Here is a 17,542-nt window from a genome sequence, read left to right as displayed (position 1 = left end):
GCCCGACGGCTTAGGCGGCTCGGGCGTCCAGGCGAGACGCGGCGGCGCTCAGCGTCTCGTCGATGGCGGCGTAGAGCTTGGCCTGGGTCACCGGCTTGGCCAGATGGCCGTCCATGCCGGCGGACAGGCACCGTGCGGCGTCTTCGGGCATGGCCTCGGCGGTAACCGCCAGGATCGGCGTCCGGCTGGCGGGATCGGCCAGGGCGCGGATCGCGCGAGTGGCGGCTAAGCCATCCATCACCGGCATGCGCACATCCATCAGGATCAGGTCGAAAGCCTCGGCCGAGGCGGCGTTCACCGCCTCGCGCCCGTCGCAGGCCTCGGCGGTGTCGCAGTCGGCGGCCTGCAGCATGATGCGCAGCAGATCCCGATTGGCCGGGTGGTCGTCGACGATCAGCACCCGCATACGACGGCTGTCCAGCGGCGCGCCGCTGTCCGTCTCGACTGGGGCCGCAATGGGCGCCTCGATCTCCACGGTGAAGGTCGAACCCTGCCACTGGACGCTTTCGACGGCGATGGTTCCGTTAAGCCGCTCGGCATGGCTCTTGGCCAGGGCCAGACCGACGCCCGCCCCCTCATGCGCGCGGCTGGTGGAGGCGTCCGCCTGTTCGAACAGGCGGAACACGCCCGCCAGGGTCTCGGCGTCCATGCCGCAGCCGGTGTCCGACACGGCGATCCGCAGCCGGTCATCGGTCCGATCGACCATGACGCCCACGCCCCCGTGCGAGGTGAATTTCGAGGCGTTCAGAGTCAGATGATGCAGAATCTGGCGAAGCCGCCGCATGTCGGTCAGCACCCAGCCCTCGGCCTCCGGCGCAATGTGCAGGTCGAACGTCAGGCCGCGGATCTCGGCCCACTCGCGCGCCGGCGCCACGGCGTCCTGGATCAGGGCGCGCAGATCGGCGGGCTTCAGCACGACCTCGTCGCCTCCGCGCGAAATCTCCAGCAAGTCCTCGACCAGACGCAGCATGGATTCGCCGCACTGGCGCACCGCATTGACCTGCCGATGGCCCTCGGCGTCCAGACTGGTGGAGCGCGACAACAGGTCGGCATAGCCGGTGACCCCGGTCAGGGGCGTGCGCATTTCGTGGCTCATCAAGGCCAGGAAGCGCGACTTCGCCTCATCGGCGCGCCTGGCCCGGGCCAGGGCGTCCAGCGCCGCCGCCGTGCGCGTCCGCAGACGCGCCGTCAGACGCCGACGCTCGGTCGACAGGGTGGTGATGGGCAGGACAGACCCGACGACGCACAGCAGGAACAGATGAAACACGTTCATCTGGCGCATCACCTCAGGCAGGGCGGCGAGAACCGGATCGGGCGGCAGGCGGGTCAGCACGACCGGCCCATGCCCGGCCAGCGTGGCGGCGCCGCCGATGGCCGCGACCAGCACCACCGCGCAGGCGGTGGTAGGCGGACCGAGCCGGAAGGCCAGAAGAATCAACGGCGGAAGCACCGCGAACATCACCGGCGCCGACGACTGGGTAAACACCCACAGCGTGACGCCGCCGACCAGAACCAGCAGGGCGGCCGCCTCCGTCATCGTGGCCTGGGCGTCGTCCCTGAAACGATGGTTGCGCGCCAGCAGCAACAGGGACGGCGTGACGATCATCATCGCCAGCAGCTCCATGTCGAACAGGTGGTGCATCCGGAACGCCAGCGTGCCCGGCACCTTCCAACTCATCAGCACCGCGACCGCGCCCGCCAGCAGGGTGCTGATCAAAACCGCCGGTACGGCGGCGAAGACGGCGAAACGGAACAGACGCCAAGGCCGGCGCATATCCAGCGCGGCCCCGCAAAAACGGCGCGCCAACACGGCCGCGATGCAGACCTGCGTCAGGTTCAGGGCGACATTGGTGAACATCATCACGCCGGGATCGCCGCGTACGATGTTGCTGGCCAGGTTGATGGCGGCGCAGGCGAGCATGACGCCGATGGCCTGGCGACGATGAAGCTGAAGGACGGCGGCCAGAAGCACCGCATTGGCGGGCCACAGAACCGTGGCGCCGAAGGCATGCATGCTCCACTGAGCGACCGACAGACACAGGGCGAACAATGCCACATAGGCGTAGGGCGACGGCCCAGCCGCGCGGCCGGCCTCGTGACGGAAAAACCGCCAGCGCCCGCCTTCTGCGTTCACCCACTTCAGTCCCATGACGGAACAGTGACACGCAGGGGTTAAGGATCCCGTAGCGGCCCACCTAGGTAGGATTGCGGAACCGCCGTTCAGCGTCGCCGTTTACTCGCCCTTGCCAGCAAAGGGCCCCAGCCGATGTCAGACGTGATCGCCGAACCGACCTTCGAGCCGCCGGCGGACGCCCTGGCCTTCTATGAAGAGAGCCTGCGCCTGCTCAAGGAGAGCGGCATCCCCTTCCTGCTGTCGGGCACCTATGCGGTCACGGCCTACACCGGCATCCGGCGTCCGACCAAGGATTTGGACGTCTTCTGCAAGCCTGGCGACTACCCCCGCATCCTGGCCTTCTTCCAGAAGCACGGCTACCGCACCGACGTCGAGGACGAGCGCTGGATCGCCAAGGTCTGGAAGGACGAGAAACACTTCTTCGACGTCATCTTCGCCATGTCCAACGGCACCATCGCCGTGTCCGACAGCTGGTTCAGCGAGGACCGGATCACCGTCTACGGCCATCAGGTCCAGATCACCCCGCCCACGGCCTTGATCCTGTCCAAGGTCTTCATTCAGGACCGCTATCGCTACGACGGGGCCGACGTGAACCACGTCATCCTGAAACAGTCCGACGCCATCGACTGGAAGAGCCTGCTGGACCAGATGGACCTCTATTGGGAGGTGCTGGCGGCGCATCTGCTGAACTTCCGCTTCGCCTATCCCACCGAGCGCGACCGGATTCCGCGCTGGCTGATGGAAGAGTTGGTCCAGCGACTGACGGCCCAGATCGATCTGCCGGCGCCGCGCGTGAAGGTCTGTCGCGGCCGCCTGTTCAGCCCGCGCGACTATGTCGCCGACGTCGCCGAATGGGGCTTCGGCGACGTGGTGGGCAAGGGGCTGGAGGAACGCCACGACCCCGTCAACCTGGGCCACTGAAAGGTAAGCCGCCATGACTGACGCCGTCTCCGATTCCCAGACGACCCAACCCGGCCTGGAGCCCGGCCCCGCCAAGACGCTGCGCGTCGCCGCCGTCGGCGACCTTCATGTCGGCGAGACCACCGAGCATCGCTATCGCGACCTGTTCGAGCGGGTGGCTGACGACGCCGATGTCCTGTGCCTGTGCGGCGACCTGACCAATTACGGCAAGACGCCCGAGGTCGAGCGGCTGCTTGAGGACCTCAAGCTGTGCAAGATCCCGATGGTCGGCGTGCTGGGCAATCACGAGCACGAATGCGGCCAGCCCGAGGTCGTCACCAAGATGCTGACCGACGCCGGGGTTAAGATGCTGACCGGCGAGGCCTATGAGATCGACGGCGTCGGCTTTGCGGGCGGCAAGGGGTTCGTCGGCGGCTTCGGCCGTTACATGCTCTCCTCGTTTGGCGAGGCCTCGATCAAGCGCTTCGTGCAGGAGGCGGTCGAGGACGCCAATCTGATCGAGAACTCGATCCGCATGCTGCGCACCGAACGCTCGGTCGTGCTGCTGCACTATGCGCCCGTGGTCGAGACGGTGATGGGCGAGCCGCCCGAAATCCACGCCTTCCTGGGTTCGTCGCGTCTGGCCGAGACCATCGACCGCTACGACAACGTCCGACTGGTCGTTCACGGCCACGCCCATCGCGGCGGACCGGAGGGACGCACCACCAAGGGCACGCCCGTCTATAATGTCGCCCTGCCGGTGCTGAAGACCTTGGGCGACAAGCCTTATCGGGTCTTTGAAATCTGACCGGACTGTAGGAGGGTGCGGCCGGGGCTGGGATGCAGCCTCGTTCGGGGCCGCAAGGCGGCCCATCGTGGAGTTTCCGATGCGCCTTCTGTCTTCCGCCGCGGCCGTCGCCGTCCTGGCCCTGACCACCCCCGCCTTCGCCGCCGGTCAGGCCGCCGCCCCTGCGCCGCAGGCCGCTCCGGCGCCTGAACCGGCCGAAGAGGCGGACAGCCCCGAGGAAGCCGCCTTCGAGGCCAAGGCGGAAGCCTTCGGCCAGGTCATGGAGACGATGGCCAGCGAGATGCAGGCCGCCGCAGCCCAGGCCGACAAGACCAAGGCCAAAGCCGACCTGGACGCCATCCAAGCCAAATATCAGCCCCAGGTCGACGCCTTCGCCGAAGACGTTCAGACGTTCGCCGTCAGCAGCGGCCAGGCGACGCCCGAACAACTCGCGCCTGCGATCCAGCAGATCAAGGGCATCCCTGCTGATGTCCGAGGCAAGATCGACGCCGCTGTTGCAGCCCCTGCCGCCTCTGCGCCGGCGACGCCGCAGTAAGCCAAGCCTTACCGCGATTTCACTTGAGACGGGGCGGCTGAGGGCGGAGTTTGCGCGGGTCATTCAACGGGAGCCGTCCCATGATCCGCCTGTTCAGCCTGACCGCCGCCCTTGCGCTCGCGCCCGTGTCCTCCGCCCTGGCGCAGACCCCGGGGCCTGCGCCCACGCCGGCTCCGGCTCCGGCTCCGGCTTCCGCTGAAGCCGCCGAAGCCCGGATGGAAGCCGCCGCCGAGGCCTTCGAAGCGCGCATGGAGACCTTTGGCGAACGCGCCGAGGCGATTTCCGAAGACGAGAGCCTGAGCGAGGCCGAACGCGGCCGTCGCATCGCCACCCTGTGGTCGGACTATGCGCCCGATGTCGCCGCCTTCACCGCCGAGACCACGAAACACGCCACCGAAATGGCCGCCCAGGCCCTGAAGGACATCGACGTCGACGCCATCGTCGCCGACGCCCTGAATGACCCCGAGGTCAAACAGGCGATGGAAGAGGGAATGCAGAAGGGCGTCGTCACCGCAGAAGGCATCGCCCGCAACAGCGCCTGGACCAATCCGACGCCCGAGCAGATGGAGACCTACAGCCTGGTCGCCCAATACGCCTTGGACCAGGCCGCCGACGCCGTCGTCGAGGACGAAGCGGCCGCCGAGGTTCCCGAGGCGCCCGAGGCCCCGGAAGCCCCCGAACCGCCGGCGCCGCCCGCGCGCCCGGCCGCCTAACATCCGCGTCTCCTCCCCATGAAATGGGGAGGGGGACCGCGCTGCGGTGGAGGGGCTCTTTGATCCCTACGGACGCCGATGAATGGGTGAAGAACCCCTCCGTCACGGCGCAAGATGCGCCGCGCCACCTCCCCGCGACGCGGGCAGGAGACAGAGCGCCTTGACCGCGCCCGACTAAGCAGCGACATCGCGCCGCATGCCCGCCCTGCCCGTCGATCCGCACCTCTATTCGACCTTTCTCGGCGTCATGGCGGTGATGGCGATCACGCCCGGCCCCGCCAACCTGTTCGCCGTCGCGACCGGCGTTGAAAAGGGCCGCGCCTCGGCCCTGATCGGCGTCTTGGGCATGAACGCCGCGACGCTGGTGTGGTTCGGCGCCGCGGCCCTGGGTCTGGGCGCCTTGGTCAAGGCCTTCCCCGCCGCCTTCAAGGTCATCGCCGTCCTGGGCGCGCTCTATGTGGCCTGGCTGGGGATCAAGGCGCTGCGCGGCGCCTTCGCCACCGCCGCCGATCCCGACGAGGTCGTCGTCAAGAAAGGCCGCAGCGCCCTGATCGACGGGTTCGCCGTCCAGATCGCCAACCCCAAGGCCATCCTGTTCTTCACCGCCGTCCTGCCGCCCTTCATCGACGTGAACCGGCCGGTCGCGCCGCAGATGGCGATGTTCGCCATGGCGGCCATCGGCATGGATATGGTTTCGATGAGCACCTACGCCCTGTCCGGCGCCGCCCTGTCGCGCCGCATGCAGCAACCGCGCTTTCGCAAAGGCTTCGGCGTCTTCGTCGGCCTACTGCTGATGGTCGCCGCCGTGCTGATCGTTCTTCGGCTCTAGACGCCGCGACGCTTCGTCATACAGTGGTCGGGAACGCCTTCGTTCATGCTCCGTTCAGCCGTCAGAGCGCCCGAATGGGCGATCAAGGAGTTTGATGTCATGAAAACCCTCCCCCTGAAGACCCTAGCGGTGACCGTCGCCGCCGGTCTGGCCCTGGCGGCCTGCGCCACCGCCACCCCGTATCAACCCGCAGGCTTCAACGGCCAGCGTGGCGGCTATGCCGAGCAGCGCCTGGAGAACAATCGTTTCCGGGTCAGCTTCTCGGGCAATTCGCTGACCTCGCGCGAACAGGTCGAACAGTCGCTGCTGCTGCGCTCGGCCGAACTGACGGTCGAGAGCGGTTACGACTGGTTCTCCACCGTCAACCGCGCCACCGACCGCGACACGCGCTTCGTCGGCACGCCCGACCCCTTCTATTCGGGCTATAACCGCTTCTACAGCCCCTACTGGGGTCCGTCGTGGCGCTACTACCGCAGCGGCTTCTGGAGCCCATGGGACCGTTACGGCCCGTGGGGCGTCAATGACTTCGACGTCCGTCAGGTCGACCGCTTCGAGGCCAATGCCGAAATCGTCCTGGGTCGCGGCCCCAAACCCGCCAACGACCCCAACGCCTTCGACGCTCGCGAGGTGATCCAGAACCTGGGTCCGCAGGTCACCCGCCCGGCGGCCTGATGCTGAAAGCCCCTCTCCACGGCGTGGAGAGGGGCTTTTTCTTTCATCCCACCCGCGGCGACTTCAGCCGGCGTTTATTGGAGTGGGTCGCCGGCGCCGTGCCCATATCTTCCGGCACCTCGCCCTTAAAGTAGTAGCGCTGCCAGGCCTCCTTGGCCGCATCCGGATCGCCGCCGGCCAGACGCTGGTTGAAGTCGGTACGGGCGCGGTTCCAGGCCTCGAACTGGCCCTTCATCACCGGGTTGGATTCCAGCGTGCGGATGATCGGCTGGAACTGCTCGACCTTCTTGTGCTCGATCAGATTGATGAAGCAGAAGGGTTCGCCCTTCTCGAAGGTGATCCGTCCCGGCCGGGTGAAGATCCAGTTCATCGTGAAGGGGAAGGGCAGCCAGTCCGTCTCGATCAATCCGACCAGCGGCTGAATGCCGTCCTTCACATGGTTGGGCGACCCCGAACACATCATCCCCCAGCCGGGCGGCGTGCGGAACAGATATTGCGGATGCATGGTCAGCACCCCGCGCGAGAAGTGCGAGGTGACGAAATGGGCCAGATCGTGCTGGGGCCGATCCGGCGTGATGACGATGTCTTCCTGGCGCGGACCGCCGTTCCACTCGGCCGAGAAGCCGAACGGGCACAGGATCTCCCACCCCGTGGTGTTGGCCATGTTCAGCGGCAGGCAGCGATAGGGGTGGCGGCTGATGAAGGCGTCCATCCAGTTGCGCGACTGGCGGCCGGGCACCAGGTCCGGCGGCCGGGCCGTCATCGGATAGCATTCCAGTTCCAGCGGGCGCGTGTTGACGGTATCGACCATGACCATTTCCTAACGCCCGAAACCCGACGGCTCAACCATGACTGACGCACCCGCTTTCGACCGCGAGACCCTGACCGTCTGGCTGAAGGCGAACGGCGTGGATCACGTGACCCACGACCACCCGGCCGTCTTTCGGGTCGAGGAAGGGCTGGACCTCAAGGCCGACCTGCCGGGCGCCCACACCAAGAACCTGTTCCTGAAGGATCACAAAGGCCGGCTGTGGCTGATCTCGGCGCGTCAGGACACGGTGATCGACCTGAAGCGCGCGGCGGCCGCCATGGGCTCGGGCCGCTTGTCGTTCGGAAACGAGCAGTTGATGTTCGAAACCCTGGGCGTCCGCCCCGGCTCGGTCACGGCGCTGGGCCTGATCAACGACATCGACCGCCGCGTCACCTTCGTCTTGGACCGGCGCCTGTGGGACGCCGACATCGTCAACTTCCACCCCCTGACCAATACGGCGACCACCGCCCTGGATCAGTCGGCCTTCCGGCGCGTGCTGGCGCTGCTGGGGCGGGAGCCGGTGGTGGTGGATTTCGAAGCGATGGGCGCTTGAACCGATTGCGCGAAATTACATCTTGGCCAGGCGCGCCCTTCTCCACGCCGCCCGTACGCCAAGGATCGCGACCGGCAGGGCGAAGATGTTCATATAGCTACCGCCCATTCTGTAGTCGAACAGCCACCGGCCGCAGGTGATTTCCACCACGAGCCAGGCGAGGACAAAACAGATCGGCCAGATCGTGCGTCCATACACGATGGCGTAATAGGCCAGGATCACAAATCCCGTCAGCACCCCATGCACGACCAGACTGGACCAGTCGCCCGTGAAGAGCGCGACGAAGGCCAAGAAGCCGTGAACCATGCCCAAGGGAATAACGGCTGTGCTTCCGCCTTCGATGCCCTCCGATAGGCTGCGTTTTGTGTCGACGGGCGCGAAGGCGGCCGCCAAGACCCTCCGATCATTGCCGAGGGCGTTCGACACCACCTCACCAAAGCGCACCCTGCGACCGGCGGCGCGCTCCGCCAGCGGCAGCGGCTTTTTGATGGGGCTGTTTTGGTTGTCCAGCATTCAACCTGAATACGGCAGGCTTGCTTGAAGACAGGTTAGCGGCGATGCCGAAGCGGTCGCGGCACCTATCCTGTTGGACTTCGGGAATGTCGCGAGGGACGCGGCAGCGTTGCGTTTACACCATCGTCATCGCCAACCGCTTGAACCTTGCCGCACAGGCCCCATCTCGCAAAGTCGGGCACAATGAGGCAGACGAGCGGCGGGGGAAGTCAGACGAATTAGACGAATTAGACGGTGTTTTTCATGACCACCGTCTGAAATCCCGGCGTGACCTTTTCCCGGCTTGATGCCGACGCATCCCGACGCCATCTGAACCGTTGAACCTGACCGATCTCTGCGCGGACCTCGCCCATGACCCTGCTCGACCCGACCCTGACCCCCGACGCCGCCGGCGACCTGATCAAGGAGGGCACCGACGCCTCCTTCATGACCGACGTGATCGAGGCGTCCAAGCATCAGCCGGTCATCGTCGACTTCTGGGCAACCTGGTGCGGGCCGTGCCGGACCCTGGGCCCGGCGCTGGAGAAGGCCGTGCGCGCCGCCAAGGGGGCGGTGAAGATGGTCAAGATCGATGTGGACGCCAACCCGGCCTATGCGGGTCAGCTGCGGGTGCAGTCGATCCCGACCGTCTACGCCTTCGTCAACGGCCAGCCAGTCGACGGCTTCCAGGGCGCCATTCCCGACAGCCAGATCAAGGCCTTCATCGACAAGCTGACCGGCGGTCAGGGCGGCTCGACCGAGACGGCGCAGCTGCTGGAGCTGGGCGAGGAATCGCTGGGGCTGAACGACTTCGGCGGCGCGGCCCAGGCCTTCGCCCACGTCCTGTCGATCGAGCCTGAGAACGAGAAGGCCATCGCCGGCATGGCGCGGGTCTATCTGGCGGGCGGCGACCCCGAACAGGCGGCCCAGACCATCGCCATGGCGCCGCAGGACTCCAAGGAGCCGGCGGTCCAGAGCGTGCGCGCCCAACTGGCCTTGGCGTCTAAAACCCCCACCGGCGATTTGGCGAGCGCCTCGGCCGAACTTGAGGCCAAGGTCGACGCCGATCCGAACGATCATCAGGCGCGTTTCGACCTAGCCGAGGCCCAGAGCGCGGCCGGCGACTTCAAGGGCGCGGTCGACAATTTGCTGGCCATCATCCAGGCCGACCGCGAGTGGAACGATCAGGCGGCCCGCAAACAGCTCCTGGTCATCTTCGACGCTGCGGGGCTGACCTCGGACGTGTCCAAGGATGGTCGTCGCCGCCTGTCGTCCATTCTGTTTTCGTGATCCAGAACAAGCGGGCCTCAAGCAGCGCGAAGCGCGGTAGGCCTCAGGAGAAGTGATGCCTCAAGGCTATGTGCGCGCCCTCGACCTGCCTCAGGTGATCCCGGTGTTCCCGCTGGGCGGGACCATCCTGCTGCCGCGCGGGCAGCTGCCGCTGAACATCTTCGAGCCGCGCTATCTGAACATGGTGGACGACGCCATGGCCGGCGACCGGATCATCGGTCTGGTCCAGCCCAAGGGCGGCACGCCCGCTCTGCCTGGCCTGTCGCCGGTCGGCTGCGCCGGTCGGATCACCAGTTTCGCCGAGACCTCCGACGGGCGCTATCTGATCACCCTGACCGGCGTGTCGCGCTTCCGCATCGCCGCCGAAATGCCGTCCAAGACCCCCTATCGCCAGGTCCGCGCGGCGTTCGAGGCCTATGAGGACGATCTCGTCTCCCCGCCTGAGGAGCCGGACTTCGACCGCGACGCCTTCCTCGACGCCTTGCGCGCCTATATGGCGCACCGGCTCCTGGACATCGATTGGGAGACAGCCGAGACGGCGCCGATGGAGGCCCTGGTCAACAGCCTGTCGATGGCCCTGCCGTTCGAACCCGCGGAGAAGCAGGCTCTGCTGGAGGCCATGGGCCTGATGCCCCGCGCCGAGGCCCTGACGGCCCTGATGCGCATCGACGCCGCCGACGGCGGTGACGACGCCGCGCCGTCCATGCAATGACGGGCTCAAGTAGCGCAAAGCGCGGTAGCCCCCTAAAGAGCTCTCAACTAGCGCCAGCGCGATAGGCCAAGAAAAATGAGTGACGCCTTCAACACCCCGGTCTCCGTCGATCCCCGCCTGCTGGAGGTGCTGGTCTGCCCCGTCACGCGCGGCAAGCTGACCTACGACCGCGACGCCAACGAGTTGATCTCGGCGGGCGCCAAACTGGCCTATCCGATCCGCGAAGGCGTGCCGATCATGCTGGCCGAGGAAGCGCGTCAGCTCGACTGAGCGCCGCACCGACACCGAACATTCACTGGCCCGGAGCGCGGCGCGCCCAACGGGCCTCAAGTAGCGCAACGCGCGATAGGCCCAAGAACAATGACCCTCAGAGTCGCCATTCAGATGGACCCGATCGAGGCCGTCGACATCGCCGGGGACACCACTTTCCTGATGGCCGAGACGGCGCAGGCGCGCGGTCACAAACAGTGGGTCTATGACTTCCGCACCCTGGCGCTGGAAGAGGGCCGGCTCTATTGCCGCGCCCGCCCGATCACCGTGCGGCGCGAGGTCGGCAACCACGTCGACTTCGGCGACTGGGAAAAGCTGGATCTGGCTGAGGACGTGGACGTAATCCTGATGCGCCAGGATCCGCCGTTCGACATGGCCTATGTCACGGCCACCTATCTGCTGGAGACGGTGCATCCTCGGACCCTGGTGGTCAACGACCCAGCGCAGGTGCGATCGGCCCCCGAAAAGCTGATGGTCACCGCCTTCCCCGGCCTGCAACCGCCGACCCTGATCTCGGCCGACCCCGTCGCTCTGGACGCCTTCCACAAGAAGCACGGCGAGGTGGTCCTGAAGCCCCTGCACGGCAATGGCGGTTCGGGCGTGATCAAGCTGCGCGCCGACGATCCCAACCTGGACGCCCTGATCGAGATCCATGCCGCGGGCAGCCGCGATCCGCTGGTGATCCAGAAGTTCATTCCCGCGGTCTCGAAGGGCGACAAGCGCATCCTGCTGATCGACGGCGAGCCCGTCGGCGCCATCAACCGCGTCCCGGCGGCGGGGGCGGTACGCTCGAACCTGCATGTCGGCGGCACGGCCATGCCGGTCGAGCTGACGCCGCGCGACCTGGAAATCTGCGCCGCCATCGGCCCGACGCTGAGGGAACGCGGCCTGATCTTCGTCGGCATCGATGTGATCGGCGACTATCTGACCGAGATCAACGTCACCTCCCCCACCGGCGCCCAGCAGCTGAAGGCCTTCACCGGCATCGACGCCACGGCCCTGATGTGGGACGCCATCGAGGCCAAATGCGCCGCACAGGTTGCGTGATCGCCACTTGAATTAGATTTCAGTTCATGGTTCGTTCTCTCGTTCAGGTGGGAGAACGACATGGTCGCGCGGGTTGTCACGGTCGCCTTTGACGGGGTGGAAGCCCGGCGCGTGGACGTCGAGGTCCAGTTGATCGGCAATGACGGGCCGACCATCTTCAACATCGTGGGCCTGCCGGACAAGGCGGTGGCCGAAAGCAAGGAGCGGGTGCGCGGGGCCTTCGCCGGCATCGGTCTGGCCCTGCCCGCCAAGCGGATCATCGCCAACCTGGCGCCGGCCGACCTGCCCAAGGAGGGCAGCCATTTCGACCTGCCCATCGCCCTGGCTTTGATGGCGGCCATGGGGGTGATCGCGCCCGATGCGCTCGACGGCTGGGCCGCCATCGGCGAGCTGGGGCTGGACGGCCAGATCGCGCGGGTCGGCGGCGCCCTGCCCGCCGCCGTCGCCGCCGACGCCATGGGCCTGGGTCTGATCTGCCCCGAGGCGACGGGACCGGAGGCGGCCTGGGCCGGCGGCGCCCGCATCCTCGCGCCGCGCTCGCTGATCAGCCTGGTCAACCATTTCAAGGGAACCCAGGTTCTGCGCGCGCCCGAGCCCGGACCGCTGGCGGACGGCAAGGCCGTGCCCGACCTGCGCGAGGTCAAGGGTCAGGAAAGCGCCAAGCGCGCGCTGGAGATCGCGGCGGCCGGCGGCCACAACCTGCTCTTCATCGGCCCGCCGGGGTCGGGCAAGTCGATGATGGCACAGCGGCTGCCGGGCCTCTTGCCGCCCCTGACCTCGCAGGAGTTGCTGGAGACCTCGATGGTCTGGTCGGTCGCCGGCCTGATCGAACGCGGCGCCCTGACCCGCGATCGCCCGTTCCGCAGCCCGCACCATTCCGCGTCGATGGCGGCCCTGACCGGCGGCGGCCTGCGCGCCAAGCCCGGCGAGGCGTCGCTGGCGCACAATGGCGTGCTGTTCCTTGACGAGCTGCCGGAATACTCGGCCCAAGCCCTGGATTCCCTGCGGGCTCCGCTGGAGACCGGCGAGATCGTGGTCGCTCGCGCCAACGCCCACATCCGCTATCCCGCGCGGTTCCAGCTCGTTGCGGCGATGAACCCGTGTCGCTGCGGCATGGGCGGCGCCGGACGCGGCGCGTGCGGCAAGGCCCCGCGTTGTCAGCGCGACTATCAGAACCGCGTCTCGGGTCCGATGTTCGACCGCATCGACCTGACGGTCGAGACGCCGCCGGTCACCGCCGCCGACATGGCCCTGCCCCCGCCCGCCGAGGGCACGGCCGAGGCCCGGGCGCGCGTCGCGACCGCCCGCGCCATGCAGGAGGACCGGGTGCGCGAAGCGGGGCTGGACGCCGCCCAAGGCCTGAACGCCCGCGCCTCCGGCGGCACGCTGGATCGGTTCGCCACGCCGGACGAGGCGGGGCGGATGCTGCTGATGCGGGCGGGCGAGGCCGGCGGCCTGACCGCGCGCGGCTGGACACGCACCCTGCGTCTGGCGCGCACCATCGCCGACCTGGACGGCAGCACCGGCGTTCTGCGTCGCCACATCGCCGAAGCCTTGATCTACCGCCGCACCACCATCGGCGCTGAGGCGGACTTCGATCGCCGTGTGGCGCAGCGCCATGAAGGGTTTGGCCTGCGCGAGGGTGATGACGAGCAGACGCCCTTCCTGCGCGCGTGAAACGGCCATCGTGGCATGGTGGAGACATCCTTAACCGTCGGTCTTTAGGCTCTGTCTCGTGGGGGAGACGGCCATGACGCGACGGACGGCGACGAAGCGGATTGAGGAGCGCACGAGCGCGCCTGTCGACCCCGCCCAGCAGTTCCTGCGGCTGATGAGCCACGAGATGCGCACGCCGCTGAACGGCGTCATCGGCATGATCAATCTGTTGCAACGCACCCGGCTGGACGGCGCCCAGCGCGCCTATGCCGAGAACGCGCGTCAGTCGGCCGAACATCTGCTGGGTCTGGTCAACGACCTGCTGGATTACGCGCGGCTGGAGGCCGGGGCGCTGGAGTTCGACCTGGCGCCCGTCGATCTGGAAGGTCTGGTGCGCGGCGTCGCCGAGTTGCTGAGCCCGCGCGCCCACGACAAGGGGTTGGAGATCGTCTGGTCGGTCGCCGCCGACGCGCCCGACGTGCTGGCGGATGAAGGCCGGCTGCGTCAGGTGCTTTTCAACCTGGCAGGCAACGCCGTGAAGTTCACCGAAACCGGCGGCGTGCGCATTTCGGTCGAGCGCGTCGGCGGCAGCGCGGCGCGGCCGCGTCTGGCCTTCCTGGTCGACGACACCGGCCCCGGCGTCGCGCCCGAGGCGCGCACACGGATCTTCGAGGAATTCGGCCACGCCGACAGTTCCGACGCGGTCCGTCAGGATGGCGCCGGCCTGGGTCTGGCGGTCGTGCGTAAACTGGCCGCCGCCATGGACGGCTCGGTGAAGGTCGAAAGCCGGCCCGACGGCGCCGCCACCGGCGGGGGCGCCCGCTTCCGCTTCGAGGCCGCCTTCGCCGCGGTCGCCGTGGCGCGCGACAAGCCGTTGCGCGGCCAGACGGTCGCGGTGCGCGCCGTCGATCCGTTTGTCCTGTCGGCGGCTCGCGCCCAGATCGAGGCCTCGGGCGGCGTCGTGGCGGATGCGGCCCCGGTTACTCTGGTCGATCACGCCGACGCCCCGGCGGGCGCGCTGGCGGCCCTGCCTTCGAGCGGTCGCGGCATCGTCCTGCTGAAACCGGCCGAGCGGGATCTGATCGCCCGCTATCGCGCCGTCGGCTTCCACGGCTATCTGATCAAACCGTTGCGTCGCGCGTCCCTGGCCGAGCGCGTCCTGGCCGCCGTCGGCGCCGAGACGCCTGACAAGTCCAGCGCCCACTGCGCCGCCCCGATCGAAGACGACCGCGTCGCCCCCGTTCAGTTCGCAGGCATCCGCGTCCTGCTGGCCGAGGACAATCCCGTCGGCGCGCTTCTGGCCCGCACCCTGTTGCGCCGCGAGGGCTGCACCGTCGAGACGGCCGCCACCGGCGACGAAGCCGTCGCGGCGCTGAAACGCGCGCGATACGACGTGGTCTTCATGGACATGCGGATGCCCGGCATGGACGGCCCCGCCGCCGCCCGCGCCATCCGCGCGGCGGGCGACACGACGCCGATCCTGGCCCTGACCGCCAACGCCTTCGCCGAGGACCGCCGCGCCTGTCTGGAAGCCGGCATGGACGACCATATCGTCAAGCCGCTGGACGCCGAGGCCCTGCGCGCCGCGCTGGCGCGCTGGACGAAGCGCGACATCCGCGCCAAGGTCGGCTGAATTACAGGCGCCCGCGTTTCCGGCCGCCGCGCCGGAGCCGTGCATGACCGACCAAGCCCATTCTCCCGCCAACGGCAAGCCCGCCGGCCGTTTCGGCGGCCTCGCCGTCTATGGCGAGCGGCGCGTCTTCATCATGCTGTTGCTGGGTTTCTCGGCGGGCCTGCCGAACCTGCTGATCTTCGACACCCTGTCCGCCTGGCTTCGCGAAAGCGGCCAGACGCTGGAAGTGATCGGCTTCTTTGCCCTGGCCACCCTGTCCTATTCGCTGAAGTTCGTCTGGGCGCCGCTGATCGACCGGACGTCCGTGCCCGGACTGACGCGGCTGTTGGGTCATCGCCGCGCCTGGATGCTGGTGACGCAGGCCGTGATCGTGTTCGGCCTGTGGTCGATCTCGACGCTGAACCCCGCCAACGCCCTGATCGCAGTGGCTGGATTTGCCGCCCTGGTCGGCTTTTTCGGGGCGACACAGGACATCGTCATCGACGCCTGGCGCATCGAGGCCGCCGACGACAGCCGGCATGGCGCGATGGCCGCTGCTTATCAGATGGGCTACCGGGTCGCCATGATCGTCGCGGGCGCCGTGCCGCTGGTCCTGGCTGATCTCTATAACTGGAACCTGTCCTACGCCGTGATGGCCGCTCTGATGGGCTTCGGAATCGCCGGCGTTCTGTTTGCCCCGCGGGAAAAGGCCCATTCCATCCGCGCCATCCCGGTCGGTGACGTGCCGTCTCGCCCTGGCTTCGAGGTGATCGAATGGATCGTGCGCTTGGCCATTATCGGTGTGGCGGCGATGGTGCTGGGGTCGGGCCTGACCGGCCAGTCGGGCCCGCTGAATGCGCTGTTTGGATTGTTCGGCCTGGGCGCGGAAGGCAAGGCGGCGGTGGCGTCGGCCCTCTCGGCCAAGCCCGAGGGCGTCTATCTGCAGGTCGGTCTGGTCTTCCTTGGTCTGGCGGTGATGGTACTGGCGTGTTGGCCCGTGCCTGGGGTCAAGACCCGCCCTGGAGCCTATCTGGCAGGGTCGTTCGGCGAACCCGTGGTGGACTTTTACAAGCGGTTCGCGGGTGTCGCCACGCTGATCCTGGCGCTGATCTGCGTCTATCGCCTGGCCGATTTCGTGCTGAACATCATGAACCCCTTCTATCTGGATCTTGGGTTCTCCAAGACGGAACTGGCCGAGGTGCGAAAGGTGTTTGGCGTGGTCATGACCACCCTGGGCGTCTTCGTCGGCGGCTGGTCGGTGGCCAAGCTGGGCCTGATCCGCACCATGGTCATCGGCGCCTTCATGAGCCCGGTTTCCAACCTGGTCTTCGCCTGGCTGGCGACCCAGGGCCCCAGCGTGCCGGCTCTGACCGTCGCCATCGGGGTGGACAATGTCGCCACAGGCTACGCCGGCACAGCCCTGATCGCTTATATGTCCAGCCTGACGTCGATTGGTTTCACCGCGACGCAATACGCCCTGTTCAGTTCGCTCTATGCGCTCCCGGGCAAGCTTATCGCATCGCAGTCTGGCCGGATCGTCGAGGCGTCGGCGCGGGCTGCGGAGGGGACAGGACCGTTCGCGGGTTTGCGGCCGCTGTTCGCGCGATTGCCCGAAGGGTCCTTGGCGGCGGGAGCGGCGACGAGCGGCGTGACGCCGGCGGCGCTGGGCGCGGGCTACGTCGTCTTCTTCCTCTATTCGACGATCATCGGCGTGTTCGCCATCGTCTTGGCCTTCATCGTGGCCAGCAAGCAAACCGCCTTGCAGGCGCGCCAGAAGGCCGCGTTGGAAGAGGAGGCTGCGATCGCGGCGACCGAGGGCCAGCCGTCCTGAGGCTTCAGCGCTTCAGGAAGCCGCCGATCATGTCGCCCAGGCCGCCCGGCAGTTTGCCAAGCAGGTCGTCGGCGCCGTCGATCTGACCGCCGGGGGTCAGGCGGTCGATGGCTTCGGGCAGAAGACCGGCCAGGGTCTCGCCGGCCTGTTCGGGGGTCACGCCCATCTTGGCGGCGATGTCGGCGATGGGGCCGTGGCCGAGGACGGCCGTGATCTGCTCGGGCGAGATGTTGGCGTTCGGCCCCGTGCCGACCCAGGAGCCGATCACATCGCCCAGGCCCGCCTGACCGAACTTCTCGGCCAGTCCGCCGACGCCGCCCTGACCCTTGAGCAGGTCGCTCAGACCGCCTGCGGCGTCGTCGCTGAGACCCTTCACCACATTGTCCAGAAAGCCCATCGCCGTCTCCCGAATGATGGCGCACCATAACACCGTCGTGCGAGGGATACGAGAAAGGCCCGCCGGGATTCGGCGGGCCTTTTCAACATCGGCTTTGAAGAAGCCTTAGTTCTTGGCGTCGTTCGCGCCTTGCGTGACGGCCGAACCGGCGGCCGAGACGTCGCGGCCGGCGCCGGCAATGGTGTTGCAGGCCGACACGGCCAGAGCGGCGGCGACGATGGACAGGGTGATGATCTTGCGCATGGTGTGAACCCTTATTGGTATGGTCAAGTTTCGTCGA

The 17,542-nt window shown here is 67.6% G+C and carries 19 protein-coding genes; 14 read left to right on the top strand and 5 right to left on the bottom strand.

Translation table 11 applies throughout. The annotated features are described in order from the left end of the window. Nucleotides 1-10: 10 nt before the first annotated feature. Nucleotides 11-2,134 (bottom strand): response regulator, encoded by a 2,124-nt coding sequence (locus BVE01S_RS05225; protein ID WP_244878356.1) that lies wholly within the window; start codon nt 2,132-2,134, stop codon nt 11-13. Nucleotides 2,135-2,266: 132 nt separating this feature from the next. On the opposite strand from BVE01S_RS05225, the gene BVE01S_RS05220 reads away from it, so the two are divergent. The 6 genes from BVE01S_RS05220 (at nt 2,267) to BVE01S_RS05195 (ending at nt 6,591) form a co-directional block, all read left to right on the top strand. Then, entirely contained in the window at nt 2,267-3,055 is a 789-nt protein-coding gene (locus BVE01S_RS05220) for a nucleotidyltransferase family protein (RefSeq protein ID WP_055754649.1), read from the top strand. A gap of 13 nt (nt 3,056-3,068) precedes the next feature. Beyond that, nucleotides 3,069-3,842: a metallophosphoesterase family protein gene (locus BVE01S_RS05215; protein WP_174523844.1), complete on the top strand. Its 774-nt coding sequence runs from the start codon at nt 3,069-3,071 to the stop codon at nt 3,840-3,842. Nucleotides 3,843-3,921: 79 nt separating this feature from the next. Beyond that, nucleotides 3,922-4,377: a hypothetical protein gene (locus tag BVE01S_RS05210; protein ID WP_066625130.1), complete on the top strand. Its 456-nt coding sequence runs from the start codon at nt 3,922-3,924 to the stop codon at nt 4,375-4,377. A gap of 80 nt (nt 4,378-4,457) precedes the next feature. Further along, complete coding sequence (locus BVE01S_RS05205; RefSeq protein WP_066625122.1) at nt 4,458-5,090, top strand: hypothetical protein; 633 nt, start codon at nt 4,458-4,460, stop codon at nt 5,088-5,090. Nucleotides 5,091-5,286: 196 nt separating this feature from the next. After that, a complete protein-coding gene (locus BVE01S_RS05200; RefSeq protein ID WP_045810913.1) occupies nt 5,287-5,919 on the top strand; it encodes a LysE family translocator in 633 nt (210 codons plus the stop codon). Between the two features lie 99 nt (nt 5,920-6,018). Then, entirely contained in the window at nt 6,019-6,591 is a 573-nt protein-coding gene (locus tag BVE01S_RS05195; protein ID WP_026108394.1) for a CC0125/CC1285 family lipoprotein, read from the top strand. A 43-nt stretch (nt 6,592-6,634) separates the two neighbouring features. Here the strand turns inward: BVE01S_RS05195 and BVE01S_RS05190 are convergent, their stop codons facing one another. Beyond that, nucleotides 6,635-7,402, bottom strand: coding sequence for a DUF6065 family protein (locus BVE01S_RS05190; RefSeq protein WP_240612040.1), 768 nt, complete (start codon nt 7,400-7,402; stop codon nt 6,635-6,637). A 37-nt stretch (nt 7,403-7,439) separates the two neighbouring features. Here BVE01S_RS05190 and BVE01S_RS05185 point away from each other — a divergent pair, with 37 nt between their 5' ends. After that, nucleotides 7,440-7,955 (top strand): prolyl-tRNA synthetase associated domain-containing protein, encoded by a 516-nt coding sequence (locus tag BVE01S_RS05185; protein ID WP_066625120.1) that lies wholly within the window; start codon nt 7,440-7,442, stop codon nt 7,953-7,955. Between the two features lie 15 nt (nt 7,956-7,970). Here BVE01S_RS05185 and BVE01S_RS05180 read toward each other — a convergent pair whose 3' ends face one another. Further along, nucleotides 7,971-8,468: a hypothetical protein gene (locus BVE01S_RS05180; protein ID WP_066625118.1), complete on the bottom strand. Its 498-nt coding sequence runs from the start codon at nt 8,466-8,468 to the stop codon at nt 7,971-7,973. A gap of 351 nt (nt 8,469-8,819) precedes the next feature. Between BVE01S_RS05180 and trxA the strand changes: the two genes are divergently transcribed. The 7 genes from trxA to BVE01S_RS05145 all read left to right on the top strand — a co-directional run bounded on the left by trxA (nt 8,820) and on the right by BVE01S_RS05145 (nt 16,865). After that, nucleotides 8,820-9,737 (top strand): thioredoxin, encoded by a 918-nt coding sequence (gene trxA / locus BVE01S_RS05175; protein ID WP_066625116.1) that lies wholly within the window; start codon nt 8,820-8,822, stop codon nt 9,735-9,737. A gap of 55 nt (nt 9,738-9,792) precedes the next feature. Beyond that, complete coding sequence (locus BVE01S_RS05170) at nt 9,793-10,449, top strand: LON peptidase substrate-binding domain-containing protein (protein ID WP_026108391.1); 657 nt, start codon at nt 9,793-9,795, stop codon at nt 10,447-10,449. Between the two features lie 75 nt (nt 10,450-10,524). Continuing rightward, nucleotides 10,525-10,719, top strand: coding sequence for a Trm112 family protein (locus BVE01S_RS05165; RefSeq protein WP_055754657.1), 195 nt, complete (start codon nt 10,525-10,527; stop codon nt 10,717-10,719). Nucleotides 10,720-10,809: 90 nt separating this feature from the next. Beyond that, entirely contained in the window at nt 10,810-11,766 is a 957-nt protein-coding gene (gshB, locus tag BVE01S_RS05160) for a glutathione synthase (protein WP_066625114.1), read from the top strand. Nucleotides 11,767-11,826: 60 nt separating this feature from the next. Further along, a complete protein-coding gene (locus BVE01S_RS05155) occupies nt 11,827-13,443 on the top strand; it encodes a YifB family Mg chelatase-like AAA ATPase (RefSeq protein WP_066625111.1) in 1,617 nt (538 codons plus the stop codon). 73 nt (nt 13,444-13,516) lie between these two features. Next, nucleotides 13,517-15,055 carry a response regulator gene (locus BVE01S_RS05150; RefSeq protein WP_066625108.1) on the top strand — a complete coding sequence of 513 codons (1,539 nt, stop codon included), beginning with the start codon at nt 13,517-13,519 and terminating at the stop codon, nt 15,053-15,055. Nucleotides 15,056-15,098: 43 nt separating this feature from the next. Beyond that, nucleotides 15,099-16,865: an AmpG family muropeptide MFS transporter gene (locus tag BVE01S_RS05145; protein WP_066625105.1), complete on the top strand. Its 1,767-nt coding sequence runs from the start codon at nt 15,099-15,101 to the stop codon at nt 16,863-16,865. Nucleotides 16,866-16,869: 4 nt separating this feature from the next. On the opposite strand, the gene BVE01S_RS05140 is transcribed toward BVE01S_RS05145, so the two are convergent. Both BVE01S_RS05140 and BVE01S_RS05135 read right to left on the bottom strand, forming a co-directional pair. After that, nucleotides 16,870-17,262: a YidB family protein gene (locus tag BVE01S_RS05140; RefSeq protein WP_066625102.1), complete on the bottom strand. Its 393-nt coding sequence runs from the start codon at nt 17,260-17,262 to the stop codon at nt 16,870-16,872. 105 nt (nt 17,263-17,367) lie between these two features. Beyond that, complete coding sequence (locus tag BVE01S_RS05135; RefSeq protein WP_039247129.1) at nt 17,368-17,505, bottom strand: entericidin A/B family lipoprotein; 138 nt, start codon at nt 17,503-17,505, stop codon at nt 17,368-17,370. Between the last annotated feature and the right edge of the window lie 37 nt (nt 17,506-17,542).

This window comes from Brevundimonas vesicularis NBRC 12165 (assembly GCF_001592205.1).
Taxonomy (GTDB): domain Bacteria; phylum Pseudomonadota; class Alphaproteobacteria; order Caulobacterales; family Caulobacteraceae; genus Brevundimonas; species Brevundimonas vesicularis.
This window is presented reverse-complemented; position numbering and strand designations above follow the sequence as displayed.